Genomic DNA, 26,893 nt, shown 5'->3' on the forward strand with positions numbered 1-26,893 from the left:
TTGTCCTCCACAGACGTTCAACTCAGCAGAGCCTGTTTCAAAATGCTTTTGGCAGTCTTGTCCAACAGATCCTTTTTTGGATGAGGAATCGTCACCAGTCCGGGCTTGGTCGGGTGTTTGTAGTGGTGATGACTGCCTCTGATACGCACCAGGTACCAGCCATCCGCAACGATATGACCTATCAAATACCGACTATCCACAACACCTCCTTGTGGTGTGTGTTGGTGGCGACTATAACCACAGAAAATAAAATATCAACACTCTACCCACCGGTAATTGATGAGCGGTATTTCGGTGAGTGGTCACTGCAGTGTATGAGCGCCTGGGAACGACGCCGGAGAGAGGTATTGCGAGGTTTTGCGACGCAGGCGAAGCGCCTAGTGCGTCGCCGCGAGCGAAAACGGAATGCGCAAGGCACCGATAGGTCCTGCACGCGTGCCGCACATTTCGTCATGCACGCACTGCTGCACCAGCACACAGGGAAATGGCGGAACGCGTTGCAACAGGTCGCGCAGATGGGTAGTGGAACGCAGGCGCAGGGTCTTGCCATACTCGTCCAGCAAGGTCAGTTCGCCGTCGTCGAGTTTCACGCGAGCAATGTAAAAGCCACCCTCCAGCGACAGCAGTTCCAGCTCACGTATTGCGCCTTTCTCGGCCAGTTCGGTCAACATTTGCACATTCATGATTCACCCTCGCGTTCAGGTTTATTGGCGACGAAAGAACAACGTGACCTGGCCCCACTCAACGCCGAACTTGGACATGCTCGAACGGTTGATCAGCGTGTCTTCATCCATCAGGTACATCCAGTCGTCAAAACTGACTTCGTACACAGAACCATCCACCGGCAGGTTGAGCCGGTAGCGCCAGCGCAGCGCATTGCCGGCCACTTCGCCGATGGCCTCGCCCACGACATCACCGGCGCGCCCACGCCAGCGCCCGGGGCCATCGGGGGTGAGCGTCCACACCCGCTGCTGGCGCGTGCCATCGCTGTATAGAAATCGCTCATCGAGAATCAGCGCATTGCCCTCGCGCCGGCTGGTGATGTCCACCTCGAAACGCTTGGCCACTTCGCCCGAGCGTTTTTCGAATATCCCCCAGGCCTTGACGGGCTTGCTGAAGAAACGCTGCAGATCCAATTGCGGTTGCTGATTGGCATAGTGCTCGACGCCCACATGGGCGCAGCCACCCAAGCTGAGTATCAGCAACAGTGAAACCAGAAGGCGTGGCATGGCCTGGCTCCTTGATCGCGCGCAGCGTCTTGCCGGCGCTCAAGGGTAGATAGTTGTACAGAATTATTGGTTTGTACAGGTCTTGAGTGCATCGTCTGATGCCTGACTCAAATGGCAGCCATAAAAAAACCGGCCATTCGGACCGGTTTTTCATGCATCTTCCGTCAAAAAAACTGCGACGTCGGACCCAAAAAGAGTGGAGCGGGTAGAGGGAATCGAACCCTCAACTAAAGCTTGGGAAGCTTTCGTTTTGCCACTAAACTATACCCGCTCAAAGCGGCTGACTTTGTACCAGATGTTCGCCGCAATTTGAAGTTTTTCTTCAAAAATCGATGAGTCTGCTGTCGCTTCCGCAGCAATGGCATTTCAGAGTGCGAATGCCTGCTGCGTCCGTCCCTGCTGACATCTCAACCGGCTCAACGGCCGTTGCCCCTTCAAGAATCCCACCACCGCCTCCCGGCTGTCGCGGCAGGCTGCCTTGTGTTCCATGTCGAGGAAATGCCCGGTTGCCTGAATGGTGCTGAAGCTGCTGTGCGCCACATGCTGCCCGAACAACCGGGCATCCTGGGGGCAGGTGTATTCGTCCCATTCGCCGTTGATGAACAGCACCGGTACGTCGATGGCCTTGGCTGCCTTGAGGTAGTACTGTCGATCACCGTCCAGCATCTGGCTGATGTGAAAATGCATCTGCCCGTATTCGTGCTCGGCCAGGCCGCTGACGTGTTTGTAGTTGAAGCGTTTGAACAACGACGGCAGGTGCTTGCCGAGGGTGCTGTTGACCAGATGGCCGACGCGGTGGCGGTCGCGGTTGCCGAGGTAATCGGCGCCCCGTTCAAGATAGTCACGCATGGGCGCATTGATCACCGGGGAGAACGAGCTGATCACCGCCTTTTCCACGCGCCGGGGCCGCTGGGACAAGGCCACCAGCGCCGCCGTGCCGCCCCAGGAGAAGGACAGCACATGCTCGGCGGCGAAGTGGTCGATGAGGTCCAGCAGGAGCTGGCCTTCGACCTCCTTGGTGAGCATGTGCTCATGGCGGTTGTGGATTCTGGAACGGCCGGCGTAGGGCTGGTCGTACAGAACCACATTGAATTGCGGGTGCAGGCTTTTCACGGTCTGGGCGAAGGAAGCCGTGGTGGCCATCGAGCCGTTGACCAGGACGATGGTCTTTTCAGCCGCGTCCGCGCGGTATAACTCCGTGTAAACCCGGTACTGACCCTGCATATCCAACACAGCGATTTCTGGCGTCATGTCGTAAGACTCCTGGCAAGCGGGTAGAGCGCGCAAACCACTCTGCACTCGCTTTATGACAGGCAGGCAATGCCGATGGGCCTCAGACTTGCTGGATCTCTTGCGGGCGCAACGCGCGATACTCGCCGGGCGCCAGCCCGCTATCCAAATCAAGCGGCCCCATGCGCTCGCGGTGCAAGGCCAGCACCTTGTTGTCGAAATGCCCGAACATGCGTTTTACCTGGTGATAACGGCCTTCGATGATGCTCAGTCGCGCGGTTCTCGGGCCCAGCAATTGAAGCTCGGCCGGTTGGGTGGTGAGGTCTTCGAAGGCAAAGTACAGGCCCGCCTTGAATGTCGCCGCGTACTCGTTGCCGATATCCTGCTCGGTTTCAACCCGGTAGACCTTGGGCAGCTTGGTCGTTGGTTGCGTCAGGCGCCGTGACCACTGACCGTCGTTGGTGATCAGCAGCAGGCCGGTGGTGTTGAAGTCCAGGCGACCGGCGATATGCAACTCGTGCTTGTCCGGTTCATCCAGCAGGTCCAGGACTGTGGGGTGTTGCGGGTCCGCTGTGGCGCTCACGCAGCCCCGGGGTTTGTGCAGCATGAAATAGCGCGCCGGTTTACCGGCTTGCACCACCTCATCGTCCACGCATACCCGGCTGAATTCGCGCACGTCATGATGCGGATCGCTGACCGCCACCCCATCGACGCTCACTCGCCGTTCCACCAATAACACGCGTACCTGCTTGCGATTGAAGCGCGGCAGGTTGCTGAGCAAGCGATCAACGCGCATCTGGGTTGCGCAAGTGTTCGTCCACCTGGGCGCAACGGGGGCACAGGCAGGCCTTGTTGCGTAGCTCATCGGGAAGGGCCTGGAGCAGCGCCGGGTCGATGCTGACGCTGAAGCACCAGCAGGCCATGCCTGCAGTGCGCGGGTCGGCGAGGGTGCAATCATTGGGGGCGCCGCAGGCGGGGCAAAGGGTGGGCGTGGTCATGGGGCTGGCGGTATCGAGCAAGGTTGCCTTGCACGATACAGCGCGCACCCACGCCAGGCTACTTACAGCTTGAACTTGCTGACCAGCACATTGAACGAGGTCGCCAGGCGCGACAGGTCCTGACTGGAGGCGTTGGTCTGGTTGGCAGCGGCGGCTGTCTGGGTCGACAGGTCCTGGATGTTCAGCAGGTTGCGGTCGACTTCGCGGGCCACTTGAGCCTGTTCTTCGGACGCGGAGGCGATCACCAGGTTGCGTTCGTTGATCTTCGCCACGCTGCTGGTAATCCGCTGCAGGGCATGCCCGGCGTTCTGTGCCAGGGTCTGGGTGTTATTGGCCCAGGTGAGGCTCTTGTTCATCGCGGCCACGGCATCGTCTGCACCGGCCTGGACTTCGCCGATCATTTTTTCAATGTCCACGGTGGAGGTCTGGGTGCGATGGGCCAATGCGCGCACCTCGTCGGCGACCACCGCAAAACCGCGGCCTTGCTCGCCCGCGCGGGCCGCTTCGATGGCCGCATTGAGCGCCAGCAGGTTGGTCTGGTCGGCGATGCCGCGAATCACATCGATCACCTTGCCGATTTCGCGAACCTGATTGGCGAGGTCGGCGACCGATTGCGTCGAATCGTTGATTTCCACCACCATCGAGCTCATGCCGGAAACGGCCTGTTCCACTTGCTGCTGGCCTTCTTCGGCTTCCGTGGTGGCCTGGTTCGAGGCCTCGGAGGTTGACACGGCGTTGCCGGCCACTTCGTCGACGGCTGCGGTCATCTGGTTGACGGCGGTGGCGGCTTGCTGGATTTCGTCGTTCTGGCGGGTGAGGCTGCGTGTGCTCTCGTCGGTCACCGCACTCAGTTCTTCAGCAGCGGACGCCAGTTGGTCCGAAGCGTTGGCGATTTCCAGCAGTGTGGTTTTCAGACCGCCCTGCATATCCGAAATCGCCATCAGCAGTTGCCCGGCTTCATCGGTGCGATCGGTGAGAATCGCGTGAGTCAGGTCGCCCTGGGCAATCCGTTGGGCGCTTGCCACGGCCTGGGCGATGGGGCGCGTGATCAGGCGGGTGATCAGCAGGCCGACCGTGATAGCGATGATGAAGGCCAGCACGATGCCGCCAATCATCCAGTTCATGGCGCTGCTGCGCAGTTCATCGGCCTCGATCGAGCCTTCTTTGATCTGCCGGCTGTTGGAATCGATAATCGCGCGGATCAGTTCGCGGGCCTGCCTGAACATTTCGTTGTTGGTGGTGTTGAGCTGTACTCTTGCCTGTTCTGTCTGCCCTGCATCGAGCAGTGCAATGATGCCTTCGGAACTGCTGATGTAGCCGGGCATTAATTGATCAAACTTGTCCCCTGCAGCGCGTTCGTCATCTTCGAGGGGGGTGGTGCGATAGCTGGCGTAAGCGCTCAGGCCGGCCTTGAGTTGGGCGGCAATGTCCTGGCGCACGCGTTCACGGTCTTGCTGGGCCACATCGCCATGACTGGCATCCAGCAACCGGTACAAGCCGCGGTTGTGGGCAACCAGGCCATTGAGGGTCGCCGCGGTGTTGCTGACCGAGACCAGATTGTTGGAAAACGTTAAATCGAGGGCCGAAGCCAGACGGATCACGCCTTTGATGCCCAGTGCGCCGACGCCCAGGGTAATGAACGCGCACAGTACGAATGAGAGCAGCAGCTTGGTTGAAATCTTCATGGCGGAAATCCGGGGATATAAGAGTAGGGTGCTCGCGCTAGAGCCTCCGTGCCGTTGTGCGATGGCATAGTGACATGATCGATTTGTTTAAAGTTTCATCGTGTGCAGAAATGGTCCGTGAATTCACGGGTTGGCTCTACCGTCGGTAAAGCAATAGTCAGGCCAGACATGCATTCAGGGAGCTTGTATCAAGTTATTACCAAAACGCACCGTATTCAGTTTTTGATGTCAGATATTTCGTCATTTAGCGAAGGCTGAATGCCGCTCTCCAGCGTCGCTGGAGGTGCTCTTCCGCGGTCCAGGAGGCCGCCATGTATCGACGACTGCTGCTTGCTGCATTGCTCGGCCTGACTCTTTCCGGCTGCGTGCCCTATTACGAGGGCACCACCACTTACTATCGCTCCGAGGTCTACACCGAACCGGCGCCGGTGTATTACTACGGCGGCGGCCCGACGTATCAGTACCGGCGCGATTACTATCCGGCCCCTCGCTATTACACGCCGGCGCCGCGTTACTACCCGGCGCCGCGTTATTACCAACCGGCTCCGCGCTATTACGGGCCGCGCGCCGGGTACCGACCTTATCCGAACCAGGGATGGGGTGACCGTTGGCATAACGGCGGACGCGGGCGTGGTGGTGACCACGGGGGAGGCCGCGGCGGCCATCGTTAAATGTTGAACAATAAAAACGGCGCACAATGCGCCGTTTTTTTGTGGGTACCGTTCGTCGGTACTGTCAGAATTAACAGGTATCTTATCGGGTTCAAATGTATTTCACTGACGTCGGCCGTTGTGCCCTCGAAGTAATCAGGGAATAGATGGAACTCTGGAAATGATCAAAAAGTTGGTTTGTCTGTATTTCTTGATGGCTGGCAGCTTGGCCCAAGCCCATGAAGCGTTTGGCTGTCCCTATCCATCAACGATCAGATACGTTGACGGCTTCTTCCTGCCATCTGATATGCGGTTTCAATGGCGCAGTTCGAAGTTCAAGAGCATTGATCTCGTTGACCGGTTCGTTGACCGATTCATTGGCGCAATTTTCATACCGGAGAAGGATCAGGAGCGCGAAAACGGTCTTCTGGATAAATGCGTTTACAGTACCCTCAAGGGCCGAAGAATCGAATTGCGCCCAGTAAGAACGGGCGCTGTAGAAGAAATTTCGTTGACAGGTACCTTGCATTGGAAGATCGCCAAAGACCCGCTTGAACAAGAGGTGTATGTCTGCACGGACAATCAGCCCGACAATTGCTCGTTCACGATCGCCAAACCGCGACTATGACTGTCAGAAGTAGGAAAAATCCGCCAGCGGATGCCGTCCCTCCCACGCCTTATGGAAATGCGCCTGCACCACGGCTTCAGGCACTGTATTGATATCGGGCCAGTGCCAACGCGGTTTCTGATCCTTGTCGATCAATCGCGCGCGAACCCCCTCACTGAATTCCGGATGACGGCAGCAGTTGAGCGTCATGGTGTATTCCATCTGGAACAGCTCGGCCAGCGACAGATGGCGCGCGCGCTGGAACTGTTCCCACACCAGGTGCGCGGTCAGCGGGCAGCCTTCGCTGAGGGTCTGGCCGGCGCGGCTCAGCAGCGGGTCGGCGTGATCATCTAGCTGGCTCAAGGCGCGCCACGCACAGCGCACATCGCCCACGTCCAGCCACTCGTCGATTTGCGCACGGCGTGGCAGCCATTGCGCTTCGGGCTGCTGGTCGACGGCCTCTCGGGCCAGGGCCTTGAGCAGGCTGTTGAGTTGCATCGCGCTCTGTTCCTGCCAATTGAGTTGCAGCAGGCCTTCGAGCAGTTCGTCTTGCTGGTCGTCGCGCAGGAAACGGTCGGCCAGGCCCAGGTCCAGGGCGTCGCGGCCATTGATATGCGCGCCGGTCAGGCCCAGGAACAAGCCGAGTTTGCCGGGCAGGCGCGACAGGAAGCTGCTGGCGCCCACATCCGGGTACAGGCCGATGCTGATCTCCGGCATGGCCAGGCGGCTGCCGGGCGTGACGATGCGCACTGAGGCACTTTGCAGCAGGCCCATGCCGCCGCCCAACACGTAGCCGTGGCCCCAGCAAATCACCGGCTTGGGGTAAGTGTGCAGACGGTAGTCAAGGCGGTACTCGGCGGCGAAAAACTGTGCGGCCAGGGCCGGTACCTCGCCGGGTTGCTCAAGGCACGCTTGGGCCAGGCTGCGCACTTCGCCACCGGCGCAAAAGGCCTTGGGCCCGCTGCCGCGCAGCAGCACGCAAACGATATTCGGGTCTTTGGCCCAGGCTTCCAGGCGTTCGCCGAGGCCCAGGATCATGGGCAGGGAAAGGGCGTTGAGGGATTTTTCAGCGTCCAGGCTGGCGATGCCGATACGGGCGCCGCCGCTGCCGGTCAGCTCTTCGAAGTGCAGATTCATCGTGACCTCAAATCGAGAAGGTGAAGGATCAGTATGATCGCTCCTTGGGAAAGTGCCGGTGGTGTGTCAGATCAATTGACAAGCGGGGGCACGTTTCCTAGGGTTCGCCCATTCTTTTTCTGCACGATGAACCCACCATGACCGACGGCGACCGTATCAAACTCGAACCCAGCTGGAAGCACGCCCTGCGAGAGGAATTCGACAAGCCCTACATGGCGCAGTTGCGCGAGTTTCTGCGACAGGAGCATGCCGCTGGCAAGGAAATCTATCCACCGGGCCCGCTGATTTTCAACGCGCTCAACTCCACGCCGCTGGACAAGGTCAAGGTCGTGATTCTCGGCCAGGACCCTTATCACGGTCCCGGCCAGGCCCACGGCCTGTGCTTTTCGGTGCAGCCGGGCGTGCCGGCGCCGCCGTCGCTGGTCAACATCTACAAAGAACTCAAGCGCGACCTGAACATCGACATTCCCAATCACGGCTACCTGCAAAGCTGGGCTGACCAGGGCGTGCTGATGCTCAATACCACCATGACGGTGGAGCGTGCCAACGCCAATGCCCATGCGGGCAAGGGCTGGCAGTTCTTCACCGATCGGATTATCGAAGTGGTCAGTGAGCATCAGCCGCATCTGGTGTTTCTGCTGTGGGGCGCCCATGCGCAGGGCAAGCAGAAGCTGATCGATGCCACCAAGCACCTTGTGCTGACCTCGGTGCACCCGTCGCCCTTGTCGGCGTATCGCGGGTTTCTGGGCTGCGGGCACTTCAGCCGCACCAACAAGTTTCTTGAGCAGAATGGCGAGGCGCCGATTGACTGGCGGTTGCCGCCGATCTGAAGCCGGCGGCAGGAAAAGGTGGGTGGTTTCAGGTTTTGTCGGGCTGGCGGTCCCAGCGACGAAACAAGGGTTCGGCTAAAAACAGCACGAACAACAAGCGCATCACCTGCATCGCCGTTACCAGCGGCACCGACAGTTGCAAGGTCTCTGCCGTGAGGCTCATTTCCGCAATGCCGCCGGGCATCATGCCCAGGGTCAGTGAGCGCAGGTCCAGTTGGGTCAAGGCGCTCAGCGCTACCGCCGCCAGTGTCGCCAGCGCCATGGTCAAGGCCGTGCCGAGCAGGGTGCGAGCCATGAAGGAGGGCGCGCGGCGGAAAAACTGACGGTTGAAGTGGCAGCCCAAACCGCTGCCGATGAGCCACTGGCCCATCTGACTGCCGCCGTCGGGCAGGCCGATGTGCAGGTCCCAGGTCACGCTGGCGATAGCGCTTACCAGCAGCGGTCCGAACAGCCAGGGGTTCGGCTGACGCAAGCGCTGCCAGCCCCAGGCGACCAGCGCGCCCAGTGGAAACAACAGGGCCAGCCAGGTCCAGTCGACGGGCGCCGGATGAAACTGCGGCGCACCGCCGCCCAGCAAGTACTTGAAGATCGCCGGGATGCACAGCACCACCACCAGCACGCGCAGACTTTGCCCGGCGGCCACCCGGCTGAGCACGGCGCCATTGCGCGCGCCGAGGTTGACCATCTCACCGGAACCGCCCGGCATGCTGGAGAAAAACGCGGTGGCGCGGTCTTCACCGCTGCGCCGCATCAACCACACCCCGACCACGCTCGACAGGCTGGTGATCAAGGCACCGAAGAAGATCAGCCCGAAGTGGCTCATCACCTGCTCGATTACCAGCGGAGTGAAGTGCAGGCCGATGCCGATGCCCACCACCCATTGGCCGCATTTGCGCCCGCCGGGAATCTCCCCCAGCTGCCAGGGCGTGAGGCAGCGCACCAGGATGATCGCCAGCAGCGAGCCGACCATGTACGGCAAAGGCCAGCCGACGAGGCTGGCCAGGTAACCGCCGGCCAGGCCGACCAGCGGTGTTGCCCACCATTGCTTGAAGGTGACGTCAGACATCGGTCAAGGCGCGACGCTGCAGGGCACGTTTACGGTAGATGCGGATCAGCGGGAATATCAGCATGAACACGGTCAGTACCCATACACCCAAGGTGATCGGGCTCGACCAGAGGATCTCCAGCGCACCGTTGGAGATCGACAGCGCACGACGCAGGTTCTGCTCCATCAAACCGCCAAGGATGAAGCCCAGCAGCACGGGCGACAACGGGAAGTCCAGCTTGCGCAGGATGTAGCCGAAGATACCGATGCCCACCATCAGGAACAGGTCGAAGGTGGTGGCGTGAACCGCGTACACGCCGATCGCGGTGATGATGGCGATCACCGGCACCAGCGCCCAGTTCGGCACGGCGAGGATGCGTGTGAAGATACGGATCATCGGGATGTTGAGGATCACCAGCATGATGTTGGCGATGAACAGCGAAGCGATCAGGCCCCAGACGATATCCGGTTGCTGTTGGAACAGCAGCGGGCCAGGGGTGATGTTGTACAGCGACAGGGCGCCGATCATCACCGCCGTGGTGCCCGAACCGGGTACGCCAAGGGTCAGCATCGGCACCAGGGCGCCGCAGGCGGAGGCGCCGATGGCGGTTTCCGGTGCTGCCAGGCCGCGCATGTCACCCTGGCCGAATTTGCCGCTGGCACCCGCGATACGTTTCTCGGTCATGTAGGCAACCGCCGAGGCCAGGGTGGCGCCCGCACCCGGCAACACGCCCATGATGAAGCCCAGCAGGCCGCAACGGATGTTGACGACGAAGACCGCACCGGCTTCCTTCAGGTTGAACATCATGCGTCCGGTCGCCTTCACCGCTTCCTGGCCACGGTGGGTTTTTTCCAGCAGCAACAGGATCTCACTGATCGAGAACAGGCCCAGCACCAGCACGACAAACTGGATACCGTCGGTGAGGTGGATATTGTCGCCGGTAAACCGGTACACGCCACTGTTGGCGTCGATACCCACCGCCGACAGGAACAGACCGATCAACGCCGCCACGAAGGTCTTCAGCGGTTTGTCGCCGGCCATGCCGCCCAGGCAGACAATCGCGAACACCATCAGGACGAAATATTCCGCGGGGCCGAAGGCAATCGCCCATTTGGCCAGCAGCGGCGCAAACAGCACCATGCCGCAGGTGGCGATGAACGCGCCGATGAACGAACTCCATGCCGACAACGACAGGGCTACGCCGGCCAAGCCTTTACGGGCCATCGGGTAACCGTCGAGGGTGGTCATCACGGTGGAGGCTTCGCCCGGGATGTTCAGCAGGATCGAACTGATACGGCCGCCGTATTCGCAACCCAGGTACACCGCAGCCAGCAGGATCAACGCCGACTCCGGCGGCAGGCCCAGGGCGAAGGCGATGGGGATCAGCAGTGCCACGCCGTTGATCGGCCCCAGGCCCGGCAACAGGCCGACCACGGTGCCGATCAAGGTGCCGCACAGCGCGGTGACCAGGTTGTAGGGGCTCAGCGCGACGCCGAAACCCTGGCCCAAATAGCCAAAAGTATCCATATCAGTTCTCCAGAACGTCGAGCAGGCCGAGGGGCAGCGGCACATCCATGGCTTTATCGAACAACAGGTAAAGGCCGATGGCCATCAAGGTCACGATCACCACGCTGGGCAGCCAGCGACCGCCGTACAGGCGCGCCATCGGGATGCCGATCAGCATGCTGCTGAGGATGAAGCCCAAGGATTCGAAGGTGGTCGCGAACACGATCAACAGTGCGACGCAGATAGCGATCTTGATCAGGGTTTCGCGGTCCAGCGCCGGTTCTTCCTCTGTGTGCTTGGTGGGCTGCGGGCGAAACAGCATGTAGATCAGCGCCAGGCTCATCAGCCCGAGCATCAGCAGCGGGAAAGCGCGAGGCCCTACCGGTTCGTAGGAAAACGCGGCCTGGTAAGGCCAGGCCATCAGCGCCAAACCGGCGCAGGCCAGCAGCAGCACGGCGGCAAATATGCGTTGTAAGAGCATGTAGAACTCCTGGGCCACGCCCTTTTTTCAACAGGCGTGGCCGCGCGACAGGGGGGCGTTTACTGAATCAGGCCGAACTCTTTGGCCAGCACTTTGTAGTCAGCCACCTGTTTCTTCACGTAGGTGTCCAGTTCCGGGCCGGTCATGGCAAACGGGAACAGCTCGCGCTGGTCGCGCAGTTTGGCGAACTCCTCGGAGGCCAGCAGTTTGTCGAAGGCTTCTTTCCACCAGGCGTAGTCGGCGTCGCTGACTTTTGGCCCGAGATAGAAGCCGCGCACCACCGGCCAGACGATGTCGTAGCCTTGCTCTTTGGCCGTAGGAATATTCTTCATTTCCGGCTCATCCAAGCGTTGCTCGGAGAACACCGCCAGCAGGCGCATGTCGCCGCTGAGGATGTGCGGCATGGAGTCGGAGATGTCGGTGCTGCCCACCTGGATGTGACCGCCGAGCAGGGCGGTGGCGATTTCACCGCCGCCTTCGAGGGCCACGTAGCGCAACTCGCGCGGGTTGATCCCGGCGGCCTTGGCGATCAGTGCGGTTTGCATCCAGTCCTGGCTGCCCACGGTGCCGCCGGAACCGATCACCACGCTGCCCGGATCTTTCTTCAGGGCTTTTACGAGATCATCGAGGTTCTTGTAGGGCGAGTCTGCTTTTACCGCGATGGCCCCGTAGCTGGTGCCTACCGCCGCCAGCCAGCGCACGGCGCTTTCATCGAAGCGACCGAACTTGCCTTGGGCCAGGTTCAACAGCGAACCGCTGGACCAGGCAACCAGCGTGCCCGCATCCCCTGGGCGCTGGGCGACCACGGCGTTGTAGGCTACCGCGCCGACACCGCCGGGCATGTAGGTCACGCGCATCGGCTTACTCAGCAACTTCTGGTTGACCAGCGCGCTTTGCGCCAGCTTGCAGGTCAGGTCAAAACCACCACCGGGGGAGGCCGGGGCGATGCACTCCGGGCGCTTGGGCTCGTCGGCGGCCAGCAGTTGGCCGGCGAACAGCATGCAGCCGGCGGCGAGGGCCAGTTTACGCAGGGAAAGGGTCATGGGTTTCTCCGTCATTGTTGTTATGAGTGGCTTACCAGAGTGCGACGCTGTAGCTCACCAGCACGCGCATTTCATCCGCATCACGGGCTGAATAGTTGGAGCGATAGGTGGCGTTGCGCAGGCGCACCGCCACATCCTTGAACGTGCCGCTTTGCACCACGTACTTGATCTCGCTGTTGCGTTCCCATTCCTTGCCCGTCTCGCCGTTCCTGAGTCGGATATTGTCACCCGACAGGTAACGGCTCATGAAGCTCAGGCCGGGAATGCCAAGTTTGGCGAAGTCGTAATCGTAACGGGCCTGCCAGGAGCGTTCTTCGGCGCCGGCAAAGTCGTTGATCTGCACGAAGTTGACCAGGTACGGGTCGCTGCCATCCACATAGGGAAACGCGCTGTCGCCGGACATGTGCTGGTAACCGGCGCTGAGCTTGTGGCCGTTGAGGGCGTAGCTGAACAGGCCGCTGAGGGAGGTGTTGTCGATCTTGCCACCACGGGCGGCGCCGGTGTCGTCGCTGATTGCCAGCCGCAGGTCGGCGCCGAAAGTGCCGGGGCCCATGGGACGGGCGGCCACCAGGCCGAGAAAGTGCTGGCGGTACACATCGTCGAGCTGGGCGAAGTGGTAGCTGCCGGTGATCTTGTCGGCGAATTTATAGTCCACGCCACCGAAGTTGAAGTGCTTGCCGGTGGCGCCGCTGAGGAAGCGGCTGTTCTTGTTGTTGAGGGCGATGTCCTCATAGTTGCTGTCGTCGCGGTCCTTGGCCTTGTCCAGGCGGCCACCGGTGAAGGTCAGGTTCTTGAATTCTCTGGAAGTGATCAATCCGCCGTTGAAGGTCTGCGGCAGGATGCGCCCGTCGTTGGGCTTGAGGATCGGCAGTTCGGGGATCAGCGCACCGATTTTGAGCTCGGTGGCGGACACCTTGACCTTGCCGGTCAGGCCCAGTTTGGAATATTCGTTGGCAGCGCGGCCATCATCGTGGGTAGGCAAGAGGCCGGTGCCGGTGCGGTCGGGGCTTGAGTCGAGCTTGACCCCAAGCATGCCCAGCGCATCCACGCCAAAGCCGATGGTGCCGTCGGTGTAGCCCGACTGCAGGTTGAGCATGAAACCCTGGGCCCATTCGTCGCGCTTGGATTGCTGGGCGCTGGTGCCGTCGCGAAAGTCGCGGTTGAAGTACATGTTGCGGGTTTCCAGGGTCGCGCTGCTGTCTTCGAAGAAGGCAGCCTGGCCGAGCGGTGAAAAACCGGTAAGGGCAGCGGCACTGGCAAGGGCAGTGTGGGTCATGCGGGGAAAACGAACAGGCGGGCGAGCCTGGGGCTGTGTCGACAGCATCATTGTGCACTCCGTTATTGTTCTTATTTTTGGCGAAAACGCTTCGAGGCGTTTTTCGTGCGCGACGGTCAGGTCGCTCGGCGGGCTTGAACCACCGTGTTTGGATCCTAAAGGGCGAAGCTTTCACTAACCTTTCAGTCTCCTTTCAATGTTTTCGGGCTTCACAGGCCAGGCGGCGCCTGTAAACTGCCCGGCGAAGCGTGGCATCGACCACTCCTGAATGAGGTAGAAATCCATGCGTGTCCTCTTGGTTGAAGACCATTTGCAGCTCGCCGAAAGTGTCGCCCAGGCGCTCAAGAGCACGGGATTGACCGTCGACGTGCTGCACGATGGGGTGGCCGCCGACCTGGCCTTGAACAGCGAGGATTACGCGGTGGCGATCCTCGACGTGGGGCTGCCGCGCATGGATGGTTTTGAGGTATTGGCACGTTTGCGCGCCCGTGGAAAAAATCTGCCGGTGCTGATGCTGACCGCACGCAGTGATGTGAAAGACCGTGTGCATGGCCTGAACCTGGGCGCCGACGACTATCTCGCCAAACCATTCGAGCTGACGGAACTCGAGGCGCGGGTCAAGGCGCTACTGCGGCGCAGCGTGCTCGGCGGCGAGCGCCAGCAGGCCTGCGGTGCGCTGGTCTACGACCTCGACACGCGGCGCTTTACCGTCGGCGGTGAGCTGATGACCCTGACGTCCCGCGAGCAGGCCGTGCTCGAAGCACTGATCGCACGGCCTGGTCGGGTAATGAGCAAGGAACAGCTCGCCTCGCAGGTCTTCGGACTGGATGAGGAAGCCAGCCCCGATGCCATCGAAATCTATGTGCACCGCCTGCGCAAGAAGCTCGACGGTCAGCCGATTGCCATCGTGACCTTCCGTGGCCTGGGCTACCTGCTGGAAGCCCGCGATGCATAAGCCCAGCAGCCTGCGCTGGCGCCTGCTGTGGAACCTCGCGCTGTTGCTGGTGGTGTTGATGATCGCCAGCGGCCTGAGTGCTTACTGGAATGGTCGTGAGGCAGCCGACACGGCGTATGACCGCACCCTGCTGGCCTCGGCGCGCACCATCGCTGCCGGCCTGACTCAGGTCGATGGCACCCTCAGCGCCAATGTGCCGTACGTGGCACTGGACACCTTCGCCTACGACAGCGCCGGGCGCATTTATTACCAGGTCAACGATATTGATCAGAAACTTATCTCCGGCTACGAGCACCTTCCCGGCCCGCCGCCGGGCACGCCGCGAACCGACGACTATCCGGCCTTGGCGCGTTTCTACAACGCGGTGTATCAAGGGCAGGAAGTGCGGGTGGTCAGCCTGCTCAAGGCCGTCTCCGAGCCGAACATGAACGGCATGGCGGAAATTCGCGTGGCCGAGACCGATGAAGCGCGCGTCAGCATGGCCCGCAGCCTGGCGGCCGATACCTTGTTGCGCCTGGGCATGCTGGGCGTCGGTGCGCTGCTGCTGGTGTGGTTCGCTGTGAGCGCGGCGCTGCGCCCGCTGGAGCGCCTGCGCACGGCCGTGGAAGAGCGCCAGCCCGACGACCTGCGTCCGCTGCCGCTGGTGGAAGTGCAGCATGAGTTCGGCCCGCTGGTGCGGTCCCTCAACCATTTCACTGAGCGTCTGCGCGGCCAGTTCGAGCGGCAGGCGCAGTTCATTGCCGACGCCGCCCACGAATTGCGCACACCGCTGGCGGCGCTCAAGGCCCGGCTCGAACTGGGCCTGCGTAGCGAGGCGCCCGCCACGTGGCGCAGCACCCTCGAGACCGCCGCCCAAGGCACCGACCGCCTGACCCATCTGGCCAATCAGCTTTTGTCCCTGGCGCGCATCGAGAACGGCGCTCGCGCGATTGCCGAAGGCGGCGCGCAGTTGCTTGATCTGAGCCAGTTGGCCCGTGAGCTGGGCATGGCCATGGCGCCGCTGGCCCACGCGCGCGGCGTAGCCCTGGCGCTGGAGGCCGATGAGCCGGTGTGGCTGCGCGGCGAACCGACGCTGCTGAACGAGCTTTTGAGCAACCTGGTGGATAACGCCCTGGCGCATACACCGCCGGGCGGCAATGTGATCCTGCGGGTCATGGCGCCGGCGATGCTTGAAGTCGAGGACGATGGCCCCGGGATCCCGCTGGACGAGCGCGACCGGGTGTTCGAGCGCTTCTATCGGCGCAGTCAGCAGGGTCTGGGGGCTGGCCTGGGGCTGGCGATTGTCGGTGAAATCTGTCGCGCGCATCTGGCGCAGATCAGCCTGCACGATGGCGAGTTGGCGGGATTGAAGGTGCGGGTAAGTTTTATCGCCGGTTGATCAATAGAACATGGAGCGCGCTTCATCCAGCTGCGCGCGCAGGGCCTCGCTGTCGGGGTCAATGCGCAGCTTGATGATCGACGGCACATCGGCCACGGGCACGTTGGCCAGCGGATGATCGGTGCCGTGATGGCAATACAGCACCGCTGCCTGGACGATATCGATGTAGTCGAGCCTGGGGGAATCGCGCTCCAGGTTCAGGTATTGGCCGGGCAGCTTGGCGAGCATTTCCGGAAAGTCCCAGACGCTAAGCAGTTTGTCGCCCAGTATGGGATGGATGCTGTCGATTACGTGGTTGAGGCTGACCGGATCAGACAGCAACTGGTAGTGGTCTTCAGCGTAGGTGAGGATCGGCAGCACGCCGATCTGGTGCACCAGCCCGCCCAGCGCGGCCTGGTCCGGCTTGAGCTGTGAGTGGCTGCGGCACAGGGCATAACTGACGCCCGCCACTTCCAGGCTGCGGCGCCACACATCCCGCATCTTCTGTTCAACCACTTCAGAGCGGGCGTGGAAGATCTGCTCCATCACCAGGCCGATGGCCAGGTTGCTGCTGTAGTTGGTGCCCAGTCGGGTAATGGCGGTGTGCAGGTTGGTGACTTCCTGGGTAGCGCGCAGCAACGGGCTGTTCACCACTTTGATCAGGCGTGCGGACAGCGCGGTGTCGCGACCGATCACTTTGCTCAAGTGGCTGATGCTGATATCCGGGTTTTCGGCGGCCTGACGAATGTTCAGGGCCACCTCCGGCAATGTCGGCAGAACCAGGTCATCGTTGTCGATGGCCTTTACCAAAGCCTGTTGGACTTTATCCGCCAGTTTGTTCATTCATGCTCTCAAGGTGCTGCAAAAAAGTACGGTGATCAGCGTTGAATCTCTCGATCTCGATCAAGTTGATAGGGCAGGTCGAGCAGTTGCAAGGCGGGCCCTTCCAGCGAGCCTAGATGCACGTCGCCATTATCGGCAGCTTCGGCTTGCAACACGGCCAGAAGTTCAATCGACAGGTCAGCTTTTGCTGCAATCACCACCTCGCCAATCGAGCTGCCGTGGCTGGGGGAGAACAGCGCAGTGCCAGGCTCCGGCAGGTGGGCGGCATCAAGACTCAGGCGATACAGCCGACGCTTGAGTTTGCCCAGGTATTGCATGCGCGCGACGATCTCCTGGCCGGTGTAGCAGCCCTTTTTGAAGCTGACACCGCCCACGGCCTGCAGGTTGAGCATCTGCGGAATGAACAGTTCGCGGGTCTGTGGCATCACCTGGCCGATCCCGGCGCGGATCTGGCCCAGCATCCATTCGTTCAAGCCCGCTTCGTCAAGCTGCGCGGCCAACTGGCCGCGTACGACTTCGGCGTGTTCGGCAGGTGCCCAGAGCTCGGCGCGGTCAGGGGAGACGCGAATGGCGATCAGCGCATCGGTGCGCGCGACGCTGTCGGTGTCGGCCGGCAGTTCGAGGCCCAGGCTGCTCAGCGCCTTATCAGCATTGGAAAGACCGAAACGTACCCAGGCGGCGCTTTCGTCGGTGAGCCTGGATTTGGAAAACACTGCGTATTTCTTCAGGTCCGCCAGTTGCGGCTCCAGTAGCTCGGTGGCCATGGCCATGAGCACGCCGTCACCGTGCAACACAATGCGAAAGCTCGATTGCATGCGGCCTTTTTGCGTGCAGCGCGCGCCAAGGCTGGCCTGGGTGTCACTCAGGTAGTTAAGGTTGCAGGTAAGTTGGCCCTGCAGAAATTTGGCGGCATCGGTGCCACGGACGGCGAGAACGCCTTCGTGGGGCAGGGGGCAGAAGAAAGCAGAGTCGGCCATGGGTCATCGCAGGTCAAAAAGTCATGCGTGCATCATAGAGGGGCGCCCGGCAAATGGATAGTTTCCTCGGGACGCGACCAACGCTGGCTGTTCGGGTGCCGTCGGGCCTGTATACTTGCGCGCTATTTGAGGAGCGTTACATGGTCGAAGACGTAGAAATCAATCGCCTCTACTGGCACAGCCGCCGCGGCATGCTTGAGCTGGATGTGTTGCTCGTGCCGTTCACCAAAGAGGTGTATGCGACGCTCGATAAGGTAGACCGTGACCTGTACGTGCGGTTGCTGGAATGCGAGGACCAGGACATGTTCGGCTGGTTCATGGAGCGCGCCGAATCGGAGGACCCGGAGCTGCAGCGCATGGTTCGGATGATCCTGGACCGTGTCCAGCCCAAGTAATCGCTTTGAATGTCGCTGGCAGGCCTCGCGGCTGTTGCTGGCGGCCTATGCTCTTGCCCAGCTGTTCGCGCTGGGCGCCTTGCTGGTGCTCGACGTGCCTTTTGCCGCCTTTGGCATGCTTGCGTGCGTGGCCCATGCCGGCTGGGTGCTGCCGCGCCAGATTCTGCTGACTCACCGTTCGTCGATTGTTGGCTTGCGCCGTGATGAAGACGGCTGGCAATTATTCAGCGCCGAGCGCGGTTGGCACAGTGTGCAGCTGCGTCCCGATAGCCTGGCGTTGCCGTTGATCGTGGTGCTGCGCTATCGATTGCCGGGGCAATGGCGGGTGCGTTCGATCTGCGTGCCCAGGGATTCGCAGGTCGCCGATGTGCACCGGCGTCTGCGCACTCGCCTGAAATTCAGTCGCCGTAGGTGGTTGGCACCAGAATAGTGTTGCGGGCCTCGGGCAGCATCTGCGGATAGTCGAGGGTGTAATGCAGGCCGCGGCTTTCCTTGCGTTCCATGGCTGAACGGATCATCAGCTCGGCTACCTGGGCGAGGTTGCGCAATTCGATCAGGTCGCGGCTGACTTTGTAATTGCTGTAGAACTCGTCGATCTCGTCCAGCAGCAGGCGCACACGGTGTTGGGCCCGTTGCAGGCGCTTGTTGGTGCGCACGATCCCCACGTAGTCCCACATGAAGCGGCGCAGCTCGTCCCAGTTGTGGGCGATGATCACGTCTTCGTCCGAGTCCGTGACTTGGCTTGCGTCCCAGCGGGGCAGGGCGGCGGGTATCGCGATGTTTGGCAATTGCTCGAGAATGTCCGCCGCCGCTGAACGCGCATAGACGAAGCATTCGAGCAGCGAATTGCTGGCCATGCGGTTGGCGCCGTGCAGGCCGGTGAAGCTGGTTTCGCCAATCGCGTACAGGCCGGGTACATCGGTGCGACCATGCTGATCGACCATCACGCCGCCGCAGGTGTAGTGCGCGGCCGGCACGACGGGGATCGGGCCTTGGGTAATGTCGATATTGAAGGCCAGGCAGCGCTCGTAGACGGTGGGGAAATGGGTCTTGATGAAGTCTGCGGGTTTGTGGCTGATGTCCAGGTAAACGCAGTCGATGCCCAGGCGCTTCATTTCATGGTCGATGGCGCGGGCGACGATATCTCGCGGCGCCAGCTCGGCGCGCGGGTCGAAGCGTTGCATGAAGCGTTCGCCATTGGGCAGTTTCAGGTGCGCGCCTTCACCGCGCAGGGCTTCGGTGATCAGGAAGCTTTTGGCCTGCGGGTGATACAGGCAGGTGGGGTGGAACTGGTTGAATTCCAGGTTGGCCACCCGGCAGCCCGAGCGCCAGGCCATGGCGATGCCATCGCCGCAGGCGCCGTCCGGATTGCTGGTATAGAGGTAGACCTTGGCTGCGCCGCCCGAGGCGAGAATGGTGAAGCGCGCGCCGTAGGTGTCGACTTCGCCGCTGACGCGGTTGAGCACGTAGGCGCCCAGGCACCGTGCGCCGTCCAGACCCAGACGTTTTTCGGTGATCAGATCGACGGCGACGCGTTGCTCCAGCAACTCGATGTTGGGACGCTGGCGCGCCTGCTCGAGCAGGGTCTTGAAGATGGCGGCGCCGGTGGCATCGGCCGCGTGGATGATGCGCCGTTGGCTGTGGCCGCCTTCACGGGTGAGGTGGAACTCGAACCCTCCATCGTCGCTGCCCGTATGCTCGTCACGGGTGAAGGGTACGCCTTGATCGATGAGCCATTGAATGGCTTCGCGACTGTGCTCCACGGTGAAGCGTACCGCGTCTTCGTCGCACAGACCGCCGCCGGCGTTGAGGGTGTCTTCGACGTGGGATTGCACCGTGTCGTGTTCGTCCAGCACAGCCGCAACGCCGCCTTGAGCCCAGAATGTCGAGCCGTTGGCCAGGTCTCCCTTGCTCAGCACCGCGATGCGCAAGTGGCCGGGGAGGGTCAGTGCGAGGCTCAAGCCGGCCGCGCCGCTGCCGATCACCAGGACATCGTGTTGAAACTGTTGGCTCATTAATAGGATTCCGCAAAAAGCGATCCACAGGGCTGGCGCAAACAGGAACGCCTGGATCGGCGAATCAAAGGGGTACACGGGCCACTAGTATATAGAGGGGGCGCGCGGCACAATAGCCGGGCGTTTGTGGCAATGTGAGATTACGGAGCGCGGTTCCGACCTCACTTGGCCGGTTATTCAAGGCGGGAACTTTTTGCATGAGTCCCGACTCAATAGCCGGTTGCCCAAAACCTGGAAAAAGTTGAGTTTATTGGCCCGTCGGGAGCATTGGACGCGTCATCAAACCGGCGACAAGATTATTCGCGCAGTCGGCTTGGACCGTGCTGCGTTTTTCGTGTGTGCCAAATCAGTGCATGCCGGAAACTTGCTTGAAAGGGGGGAGAACTTTTGCGAAAAGACCGAGTCTATGTTTGCAAGCCTGATCGTTTAGTTATGCAAGCCTCCTTCAAGCACCACGAGGAGTGTTCATGCTAACCCAGGAAGAGGATCAGCAGCTTGTCGAGCGCGTTCAACGCGGCGATAAGCGAGCATTTGATCTGCTAGTGCTGAAATACCAGCACAAAATTCTCGGGTTGATCGTGCGGTTTGTGCACGACACCCATGAAGCGCAGGACGTTGCACAGGAAGCCTTTATCAAGGCATATCGTGCACTGGGCAATTTTCGCGGTGACAGTGCGTTTTATACGTGGTTGTACCGCATCGCCATTAACACGGCGAAGAACTATCTGGTGTCTCGCGGACGCCGCCCACCGGATAGTGATGTCAGTTCAGAAGACGCTGAATTTTACGATGGTGATCATGGTCTCAAGGATCTCGAGTCTCCGGAGCGTGCATTGCTGCGCGACGAGATTGAAGGCACCGTCCATCGCACTATTCAGCAACTGCCAGAAGATTTACGTACGGCGTTAACTTTACGTGAATTCGATGGTCTGAGTTACGAAGACATTGCGAGCGTCATGCAGTGTCCGGTGGGGACTGTAAGGTCACGGATTTTCCGGGCCCGGGAAGCCATCGACAAAGCCTTGCAACCTTTGTTGCAGGAAAACTAAAGACAGCGGCGACAGCCAAGAGAGGAACCGCCATGAGTCGTGATGCCCTGCAGGAATCGCTGTCCGCAGTGATGGATAACGAAGCGGATGAACTGGAACTTCGTCGAGTGCTTAATGCATTTGATGATGCCGAAACCCGTGATACCTGGTCTCGTTACCAAGTCGCTCGGGCGGTGATGCACAAGGATCTTCTAATCCCTCGTCTGGATATTGCTGCGGCCGTTTCTGCTGCGCTGGCTGACGAAGCCGTTCCGGCAAAAGCTGTACGTGGCCCATGGCGTAGCCTGGGGCGTCTGGCAGTAGCTGCCTCGGTGACTGTTGCCGTTCTGGCCGGTGTTCGCCTGTACAACCAGGACGAAATCGCCGGTGCCGAACTGGCCCAACAGACCCAGCAACCGGTCATGGCCGGTCCACAGGTCAAGGGCCCAGCAGTGCTGGCCGGCTACAAGGAAAGCTCTGATGCCACAGGCCCTATGGCCAACGGTGTGCTTCAAGGCCAATCCGGCTGGCAGGATCAGCGTCTACCAGGCTACCTGCGCCAACACGCACAGGAATCTGCCTTGAAAGGCACTGAAAGCGCTCTGCCATACGCTCGTGCTGCAAGCCTGGAAAACCGCTGAACCTTTAAGGAGCTCTATGCGCGCCATATCGCTCCTTACGCTTTTGCTCAGTGGTTGGTCTGCACCCCCCGCCCATGCCGATGAAGCTCAAAACTGGCTGACTCGACTTGGGCGTGCAGAGCAACAGCAAAGTTTTCAGGGTACGTTCGTATACGAGCGTAACGGTAGTTTCTCTACCCACGACATCTGGCATCGAGTCCAGAAAGGTCATGTCCGCGAGCGGCTATTGCAGCTTGATGGATCTGCCCAGGAAGTCGTGCGTGTAGATGGACGTACGCAATGCGTCAGCGGCGTCCTTGTCGCAGGCCTTGGTAATTCGCGTGAATCCCCATCACGTGCACTTGACCCAAAGAAACTTACTCAATTCTATGAGCTGGCAGTTATCGGTAAATCCCGTGTTGCCGGTCGTAACGCAGTGATCGTCTCAATTACGCCCCGTGATCAATATCGCTTCGGGTTTGAGCTACACCTGGATCGCGAAACCGCATTGCCGCTCAAGTCCCTGCTTTTAAATGATCAAGGGCAACTGCTGGAGCGCTTTCAATTCACGCAGCTGGACACGTCTTCCATCCCAAGTGATCGCGACTTGCAACCGTCAGGTGAGTGCAAACCTCTCGCTGGCGTTGAGGAGCAGGCGCCAGAGGTCGAGCCCTCTGAGGTATGGCATCTTGAATGGGTGCCACCTGGCTTTCAGTTGATCAATAGCAGTGCGCGCAAAGATATGCAGACCAAAGTAACGGTCGAAAGCCTGATGTATGAAGACGGGCTTGCGCGGTTCTCGGTGTTTCTCGAGCCCATCAGCGAGGTCAGCGCGCCGCAAACCCGCACGCAAATTGGTCCTACGGTTGCGGTTTCTCGGCGCTTGAATACCGTGGACGGCGAAAGGATGGTGACCGTTGTCGGCGAAATCCCCATTGGCACTGCCGAGCGCATCGCTCTGTCCGTACGCAGTGAAAAAACGGCTACTAACCAGCCGTGATCCGTTAATCCTATGTTCATCCTGACCTTTCAGTCTGAAGCCCATGCCAGGTTGGCTGCCGAGACCATGAAATGTCTGGATCAGCATTTTCACTTGCAAAAAATCTCCATGTTTTTTATAGGTCAGGGCTTGTCAGCGCTGACCTTGATTTGTTCGCGGAACAAAGACGTCGGTCGCAACTTCCGGCGTTTATTGAACCCTGTCGCTCAACCCTGCTCGTCGTAACGGGAGCTGTATGTCGATACCACGTTTGAAGTCTTACCTATCCATAGTCGCCACGGTATTGGTGCTGGGCCAGGCCTTGCCTGCGCAAGCCGCCGAGCTGCCTGATTTCACCCAGTTGGTCGAGCAGGCCTCGCCTGCCGTGGTGAACATCAGCACCACGCAAAAGCTGCCGGATCGCAAAGTTTCGAACCAGCAGATGCCTGATCTGGAAGGCCTGCCGCCTATGCTGCGCGAGTTTTTCGAACGCGGTATGCCCCAGCCGCGCGCTCCCCGTGGCGGCGGTGGTGGTCAGCGTGAGGCGCAGTCTCTGGGTTCTGGATTCATCATTTCGCCGGATGGCTACATTCTCACCAATAACCATGTCATTGCCGATGCCGACGAAATCCTCGTCCGCCTCGCCGACCGCAGCGAACTCAAAGCCAAGCTGGTGGGCACTGATCCACGCTCCGACGTTGCGTTGCTGAAGATCGAAGGCAAGGACCTGCCCGTGCTCAAGCTGGGCAAGTCCCAAGACCTCAAGGCCGGCCAGTGGGTGGTTGCTATCGGTTCGCCGTTTGGCTTTGATCATACGGTTACGCAAGGCATCGTGAGCGCCATTGGCCGTAGCCTGCCGAACGAAAACTATGTGCCGTTCATCCAGACCGACGTGCCGATCAACCCGGGCAACTCCGGTGGCCCGCTGTTCAACCTGGCCGGTGAAGTGGTGGGGATCAACTCGCAGATCTACACCCGTTCCGGTGGTTTCATGGGTGTGTCCTTTGCGATCCCGATCGATGTGGCCATGGATGTTTCCAATCAGTTGAAGAGCGGCGGCAAGGTCAGTCGCGGCTGGTTGGGCGTGGTCATCCAGGAAGTGAACAAGGACCTGGCTGAGTCCTTCGGCCTCGACAAGCCGGCCGGCGCGCTGGTGGCGCAGATCCAGGACGGCGGTCCGGCTGCCAAAGGCGGCCTGCAGGTTGGCGACGTGATTCTGAGCATGAACGGCCAGCCGATCGTCATGTCTGCAGACTTGCCACACCTGGTGGGTGCACTCAAGGCCGGCAGCAAGGCCAAGCTGGAAGTGATTCGTGAAGGCAAGCGCCAGAACGTGGAGCTGACCGTAGGTGCCATACCGGAAGAGGGCGCGGCCCTGGATGCGCTGGGCAACGCCAAACCCGGCGCCGAGCGCAGCAGCAATCGCCTGGGCATTGCCGTGGCCGAGCTGACCGAAGAGCAGAAGAAAACCTTCGACCTCAAGAGCGGCGTCGTGATCAAGGAAGTTCAGGATGGCCCTGCCTCCCTGATCGGCTTGCAGCCAGGCGACGTGATTACCCACCTGAACAATCAGGCGATCAACAACACCAAGGAATTCACCGACATTGCCAAGGCACTGCCGAAGAATCGCACGGTGTCGATGCGCGTCCTGCGTCAGGGCCGAGCCAGTTTCATCACCTTCAAGCTGGCCGAGTAATCCGCTAGCCCAATAAAAAGCCCCTCCGTCGGTTTACGATGGCGGGGCTTTTTGTGGGTTTAGCTCATCATCCCTTTCACCAAGCGTTCCTGTTCGATCAATTCACGCTGACGCGCGTCGATGCGCGACGAAAGCGGGAAGTTGCTGCCGGCCCGACGTTTGGCGAAGTCCAGTTGCTGGATCGCTTGCTGGAAGTCGCCCACCAGTGCGAAGTACTCGGCGCGCGCTTGATGCAGGCCGATGATATTGCCTGACAGTCCGCGTGTCTCTGCAACCTGATACCAGACATCCGGATCGTCCGGACGAGACTTGAGCAAGCCATCCAGGGCTTTCTCCGCGTCGGCGGTGCGGTTCTGTTTAAGCAGCAGATCCACCCGAACCTGGTTCAGCGGGTAATTGCTGGGGTACTGGCTCAGCATGCGGTCGGTGCGCTGTTGGGCGTCCGGCATGCGATTGTTGATAATGTCCAGCTCGATCTGCGCCAGGTTGTAAGTGATGTCATTTGGGGCTTTGGCCAGCAATGGCGCCAGGTTTTCCCGAGCTTCCTTGAGCTGGGAGCCCTTTATCTGAGCGATCGCCAGGCCATAACGGGCGACATCGTTTTTCGGGTTCTCGTCCAGTTGCGCCTGGAATCGCTTGGCAGCGAGGCCAGGCGTGTCCTCATACTTCAACTGCACCCGCGCGCGGATCAACTGATACCGCAGGCTGTCTTCCTTGCCGCCCTGTTTGGATTGTTCGGCGCGGTTGCGGGTGTCGGCAATCCGGGATTCGGTCACCGGGTGTGTCAACAGAAACTCGGGGGGCTTGGCATCAAAACGGTATTGGCGCATCAGCCGCTCGAACATGGTCGGCATCGAGCGTGGGTCATAGCCGGCCTTCTCCAGATTGAGGATGCCGATGCGGTCAGCCTCCTGCTCGTTCTGGCGGGAGAAGCGTCGCTGCTCCTGGATCGCTGCGGCCTGGGTGCCCGCGATGGCGGCGATACCTGCGTCGCCTGCGCCCGCTGCAGCCGCAATGATGCCGCCGAGCAACGCAGCCATCATGGGTAATTGCATACGCTGTTGCGCTTCAACGCCTCGTGCGAAATGGCGTTGAGACAGGTGAGCCAATTCGTGGGCCATCACCGACGCATACTCGCCTTCGGTCTGGGCGTTGAGAAACAGCCCGCCGTTCACGCCGACGATCCCGCCCGGTGCGGCAAAGGCATTGAGCTGCGGACTGTTGATCAGGATGAATTCCAGCCGCCGGTCGTTCACCTGGCTTGTCTCAACCAGCTTGTACACGCTGGTTTCCACATAATCCTTGAGTTGCGGATCATTCAGTTGCGAAACCTGCCCGCGCAGATACGCCAGCCATGCACGGCCCAGCTGGTATTCCTGTTGTGGAGAGACAATGGCAGAACTGGCGTCGCCAAGTGACGGCAGGTCGTCAGCGAAGCCTGGAGAGGCCAGCAGGCAGGCCAGCATCAGCAGGGTGGGGCGCAAAAAAGTCATGCACAAAGCCTTTTGGGCAAAGAGCTTACTGTAGCCGGACACTGAGCTTCGGACCAGATATTCTAAGCACCCCAACGCTTGCCCGGAGTAAAACCATGACCGACGCTGTAGCTTTTGATGCCGAACTCGATGCCAGCGGCCTCAACTGCCCGTTGCCCTTGCTCAAGGCCAAGCTGGAACTCAATCGAATGGCCAGCGGCGCGGTGCTCAAGGTGACCGCGACGGATGCGGGCTCCCAGCGTGATTTCCGCACCTTCGCCAAGTTGGCCGGCCACACGCTGGAGCGCGAAGAGGATGAAGCAGGTGTTTACCGTTATTGGTTGCGCAAGGCCTGAACCGCGCTCAAGCCTTGTTCAACGCCTGCGCCGCCGCCAACACCGCATCCACATGGCCCGGTACTTTCACGCCACGCCATTCCTGACGCAGAACACCGTCCTTGTCGATCAGGAAAGTGCTGCGATCCACTCCCAAGTATTCCTTGCCGTATAGCTTTTTGAGCTTGATCACGTCAAACAGTTGGCAAACCGCTTCGTCCTTGTCGCTGATCAGCTCGAAGGGGAATGCCTGCTTGGCCTTGAAGTTCTCATGGGATTTGAGGCTGTCGCGCGACACGCCAAACACCTCGGTGTTGGCTGCCTTGAACGCTTCATGCTGATCACGAAAACCCTGGCCCTGAGTGGTACAGCCCGGCGTGCTGTCCTTGGGGTAAAAGTAGATCACCACTTGCTTGCCCTTCAGGGCGGCAAGGCTGAAGGTCTGACCACTGGTGGCCGGGGCTTCGAAATCAGTGACCGCTGTATCGATGACTACCGCCATG

At 60.5% G+C, this 26,893-nt stretch carries 30 protein-coding genes and 1 tRNA gene; 12 read left to right on the forward strand and 19 right to left on the reverse strand.

Features of this window, described 5'->3' with window-relative positions:
* Window positions 1-17: 17 nt before the first annotated feature.
* The 8 genes from H045_RS24310 to H045_RS03815 form a co-directional block, all read right to left on the reverse strand.
* Window positions 18-200: a type II toxin-antitoxin system HicA family toxin gene (locus H045_RS24310; protein WP_003233882.1), complete on the reverse strand. Its 183-nt coding sequence runs from the start codon at window positions 198-200 to the stop codon at window positions 18-20.
* A 177-nt stretch (window positions 201-377) separates the two neighbouring features.
* The gene (locus H045_RS03785) at window positions 378-683 is read right to left on the reverse strand and encodes a DUF6482 family protein (RefSeq protein ID WP_003233884.1); all 306 of its coding nucleotides are present in this window, start codon (window positions 681-683) and stop codon (window positions 378-380) included.
* 21 nt (window positions 684-704) lie between these two features.
* Window positions 705-1,229: a DUF3833 domain-containing protein gene (locus H045_RS03790; protein ID WP_003233886.1), complete on the reverse strand. Its 525-nt coding sequence runs from the start codon at window positions 1,227-1,229 to the stop codon at window positions 705-707.
* Window positions 1,230-1,426: 197 nt separating this feature from the next.
* Window positions 1,427-1,500, reverse strand: a tRNA-Gly gene (locus tag H045_RS03795).
* Between the two features lie 95 nt (window positions 1,501-1,595).
* Complete coding sequence (locus tag H045_RS03800; RefSeq protein ID WP_003233888.1) at window positions 1,596-2,480, reverse strand: alpha/beta fold hydrolase; 885 nt, start codon at window positions 2,478-2,480, stop codon at window positions 1,596-1,598.
* Between the two features lie 82 nt (window positions 2,481-2,562).
* Complete coding sequence (locus H045_RS03805; RefSeq protein ID WP_015371478.1) at window positions 2,563-3,255, reverse strand: pseudouridine synthase; 693 nt, start codon at window positions 3,253-3,255, stop codon at window positions 2,563-2,565.
* On the reverse strand, window positions 3,245-3,457 hold the full coding sequence (locus tag H045_RS03810; RefSeq protein WP_032870483.1) for a cysteine-rich CWC family protein: 213 nt from the start codon (window positions 3,455-3,457) through the stop codon (window positions 3,245-3,247). The genes H045_RS03805 and H045_RS03810 overlap by 11 nt, the downstream gene beginning before the upstream one ends.
* A 62-nt stretch (window positions 3,458-3,519) precedes the next feature.
* Window positions 3,520-5,142 (reverse strand): methyl-accepting chemotaxis protein, encoded by a 1,623-nt coding sequence (locus tag H045_RS03815; protein ID WP_015371480.1) that lies wholly within the window; start codon window positions 5,140-5,142, stop codon window positions 3,520-3,522.
* Between the two features lie 311 nt (window positions 5,143-5,453).
* On the opposite strand from H045_RS03815, the gene H045_RS03820 reads away from it, so the two are divergent.
* On the forward strand, window positions 5,454-5,813 hold the full coding sequence (locus H045_RS03820; RefSeq protein ID WP_003233895.1) for a hypothetical protein: 360 nt from the start codon (window positions 5,454-5,456) through the stop codon (window positions 5,811-5,813).
* A 160-nt stretch (window positions 5,814-5,973) separates the two neighbouring features.
* On the forward strand, window positions 5,974-6,420 hold the full coding sequence (locus H045_RS03825; RefSeq protein ID WP_003233897.1) for a DUF3757 domain-containing protein: 447 nt from the start codon (window positions 5,974-5,976) through the stop codon (window positions 6,418-6,420).
* Between the two features lie 3 nt (window positions 6,421-6,423).
* On the opposite strand, the gene H045_RS03830 is transcribed toward H045_RS03825, so the two are convergent.
* The gene (locus H045_RS03830) at window positions 6,424-7,536 is read right to left on the reverse strand and encodes an enoyl-CoA hydratase/isomerase family protein (RefSeq protein WP_015371481.1); all 1,113 of its coding nucleotides are present in this window, start codon (window positions 7,534-7,536) and stop codon (window positions 6,424-6,426) included.
* A gap of 137 nt (window positions 7,537-7,673) precedes the next feature.
* Between H045_RS03830 and ung the strand changes: the two genes are divergently transcribed.
* Window positions 7,674-8,366 carry a uracil-DNA glycosylase gene (gene ung / locus H045_RS03835; protein WP_003233900.1) on the forward strand — a complete coding sequence of 231 codons (693 nt, stop codon included), beginning with the start codon at window positions 7,674-7,676 and terminating at the stop codon, window positions 8,364-8,366.
* 28 nt (window positions 8,367-8,394) lie between these two features.
* On the opposite strand, the gene H045_RS03840 is transcribed toward ung, so the two are convergent.
* Genes H045_RS03840 through H045_RS03860 form a run of 5 tightly spaced genes read right to left on the reverse strand, consistent with a single transcriptional unit; the run spans window position 8,395 to window position 13,766 of the window.
* Window positions 8,395-9,432 carry an AbrB family transcriptional regulator gene (locus H045_RS03840; RefSeq protein WP_015371482.1) on the reverse strand — a complete coding sequence of 346 codons (1,038 nt, stop codon included), beginning with the start codon at window positions 9,430-9,432 and terminating at the stop codon, window positions 8,395-8,397.
* A complete protein-coding gene (locus H045_RS03845; RefSeq protein WP_015371483.1) occupies window positions 9,425-10,939 on the reverse strand; it encodes a tripartite tricarboxylate transporter permease in 1,515 nt (504 codons plus the stop codon). The genes H045_RS03840 and H045_RS03845 overlap by 8 nt, the downstream gene beginning before the upstream one ends.
* Before the next feature lies 1 nt (window position 10,940).
* The gene (locus H045_RS03850) at window positions 10,941-11,399 is read right to left on the reverse strand and encodes a tripartite tricarboxylate transporter TctB family protein (RefSeq protein WP_015371484.1); all 459 of its coding nucleotides are present in this window, start codon (window positions 11,397-11,399) and stop codon (window positions 10,941-10,943) included.
* Window positions 11,400-11,458: 59 nt separating this feature from the next.
* Window positions 11,459-12,442 (reverse strand): Bug family tripartite tricarboxylate transporter substrate binding protein, encoded by a 984-nt coding sequence (locus H045_RS03855; RefSeq protein ID WP_003233906.1) that lies wholly within the window; start codon window positions 12,440-12,442, stop codon window positions 11,459-11,461.
* Window positions 12,443-12,473: 31 nt separating this feature from the next.
* Entirely contained in the window at window positions 12,474-13,766 is a 1,293-nt protein-coding gene (locus tag H045_RS03860; protein ID WP_015371485.1) for an OprD family porin, read from the reverse strand.
* A 235-nt stretch (window positions 13,767-14,001) separates the two neighbouring features.
* Between H045_RS03860 and H045_RS03865 the strand changes: the two genes are divergently transcribed.
* Both H045_RS03865 and H045_RS03870 read left to right on the forward strand, forming a co-directional pair.
* Window positions 14,002-14,673 carry a response regulator gene (locus H045_RS03865; protein ID WP_003233910.1) on the forward strand — a complete coding sequence of 224 codons (672 nt, stop codon included), beginning with the start codon at window positions 14,002-14,004 and terminating at the stop codon, window positions 14,671-14,673.
* Window positions 14,666-16,051, forward strand: coding sequence for a sensor histidine kinase (locus H045_RS03870; protein ID WP_003233912.1), 1,386 nt, complete (start codon window positions 14,666-14,668; stop codon window positions 16,049-16,051). The genes H045_RS03865 and H045_RS03870 overlap by 8 nt, the downstream gene beginning before the upstream one ends.
* Here H045_RS03870 and H045_RS03875 read toward each other — a convergent pair whose 3' ends face one another.
* Window positions 16,052-16,873 carry an HDOD domain-containing protein gene (locus H045_RS03875; RefSeq protein ID WP_003233913.1) on the reverse strand — a complete coding sequence of 274 codons (822 nt, stop codon included), beginning with the start codon at window positions 16,871-16,873 and terminating at the stop codon, window positions 16,052-16,054.
* A 35-nt stretch (window positions 16,874-16,908) separates the two neighbouring features.
* Window positions 16,909-17,850, reverse strand: a complete 942-nt coding sequence (ygfZ, locus tag H045_RS03880; RefSeq protein WP_015371486.1) for a CAF17-like 4Fe-4S cluster assembly/insertion protein YgfZ — start codon at window positions 17,848-17,850, stop codon at window positions 16,909-16,911.
* Window positions 17,851-17,990: 140 nt separating this feature from the next.
* On the opposite strand from ygfZ, the gene H045_RS03885 reads away from it, so the two are divergent.
* Together H045_RS03885 and H045_RS03890 are read left to right on the forward strand one after the other, a co-directional pair.
* Window positions 17,991-18,245, forward strand: a complete 255-nt coding sequence (locus H045_RS03885) for an FAD assembly factor SdhE (RefSeq protein WP_003233917.1) — start codon at window positions 17,991-17,993, stop codon at window positions 18,243-18,245.
* Complete coding sequence (locus H045_RS03890; RefSeq protein ID WP_015371487.1) at window positions 18,229-18,675, forward strand: protein YgfX; 447 nt, start codon at window positions 18,229-18,231, stop codon at window positions 18,673-18,675. Before H045_RS03885 ends, H045_RS03890 begins: the two co-directional genes overlap by 17 nt.
* Here the strand turns inward: H045_RS03890 and nadB are convergent.
* Complete coding sequence (gene nadB / locus H045_RS03895) at window positions 18,644-20,260, reverse strand: L-aspartate oxidase (RefSeq protein WP_003233920.1); 1,617 nt, start codon at window positions 20,258-20,260, stop codon at window positions 18,644-18,646. The genes H045_RS03890 and nadB overlap by 32 nt on opposite strands.
* A 467-nt stretch (window positions 20,261-20,727) precedes the next feature.
* On the opposite strand from nadB, the gene rpoE reads away from it, so the two are divergent.
* From rpoE to H045_RS03920, 4 genes are all read left to right on the forward strand, one after another.
* Entirely contained in the window at window positions 20,728-21,309 is a 582-nt protein-coding gene (gene rpoE / locus H045_RS03900; protein WP_003172477.1) for an RNA polymerase sigma factor RpoE/AlgU, read from the forward strand.
* Window positions 21,310-21,341: 32 nt separating this feature from the next.
* A complete protein-coding gene (locus H045_RS03905; protein WP_003233921.1) occupies window positions 21,342-21,929 on the forward strand; it encodes a sigma-E factor negative regulatory protein in 588 nt (195 codons plus the stop codon).
* 16 nt (window positions 21,930-21,945) lie between these two features.
* Window positions 21,946-22,908, forward strand: coding sequence for a MucB/RseB C-terminal domain-containing protein (locus tag H045_RS03910; protein ID WP_015371488.1), 963 nt, complete (start codon window positions 21,946-21,948; stop codon window positions 22,906-22,908).
* A gap of 235 nt (window positions 22,909-23,143) precedes the next feature.
* On the forward strand, window positions 23,144-24,583 hold the full coding sequence (locus tag H045_RS03920) for a DegQ family serine endoprotease (RefSeq protein ID WP_003233926.1): 1,440 nt from the start codon (window positions 23,144-23,146) through the stop codon (window positions 24,581-24,583).
* Window positions 24,584-24,642: 59 nt separating this feature from the next.
* Here H045_RS03920 and H045_RS03925 read toward each other — a convergent pair whose 3' ends face one another.
* Window positions 24,643-26,076 (reverse strand): M48 family metalloprotease, encoded by a 1,434-nt coding sequence (locus tag H045_RS03925; RefSeq protein WP_015371489.1) that lies wholly within the window; start codon window positions 26,074-26,076, stop codon window positions 24,643-24,645.
* 95 nt (window positions 26,077-26,171) lie between these two features.
* On the opposite strand from H045_RS03925, the gene H045_RS03930 reads away from it, so the two are divergent.
* Entirely contained in the window at window positions 26,172-26,411 is a 240-nt protein-coding gene (locus H045_RS03930; protein WP_003233930.1) for a sulfurtransferase TusA family protein, read from the forward strand.
* Between the two features lie 7 nt (window positions 26,412-26,418).
* Here H045_RS03930 and H045_RS03935 read toward each other — a convergent pair whose 3' ends face one another.
* Complete coding sequence (locus tag H045_RS03935) at window positions 26,419-26,892, reverse strand: peroxiredoxin (RefSeq protein WP_003233932.1); 474 nt, start codon at window positions 26,890-26,892, stop codon at window positions 26,419-26,421.
* Window position 26,893 lies beyond the last annotated feature (1 nt).

Origin of the sequence: Pseudomonas poae RE*1-1-14 (assembly GCF_000336465.1) — a bacterium.
Lineage (GTDB): Bacteria > Pseudomonadota > Gammaproteobacteria > Pseudomonadales > Pseudomonadaceae > Aquipseudomonas > Aquipseudomonas poae.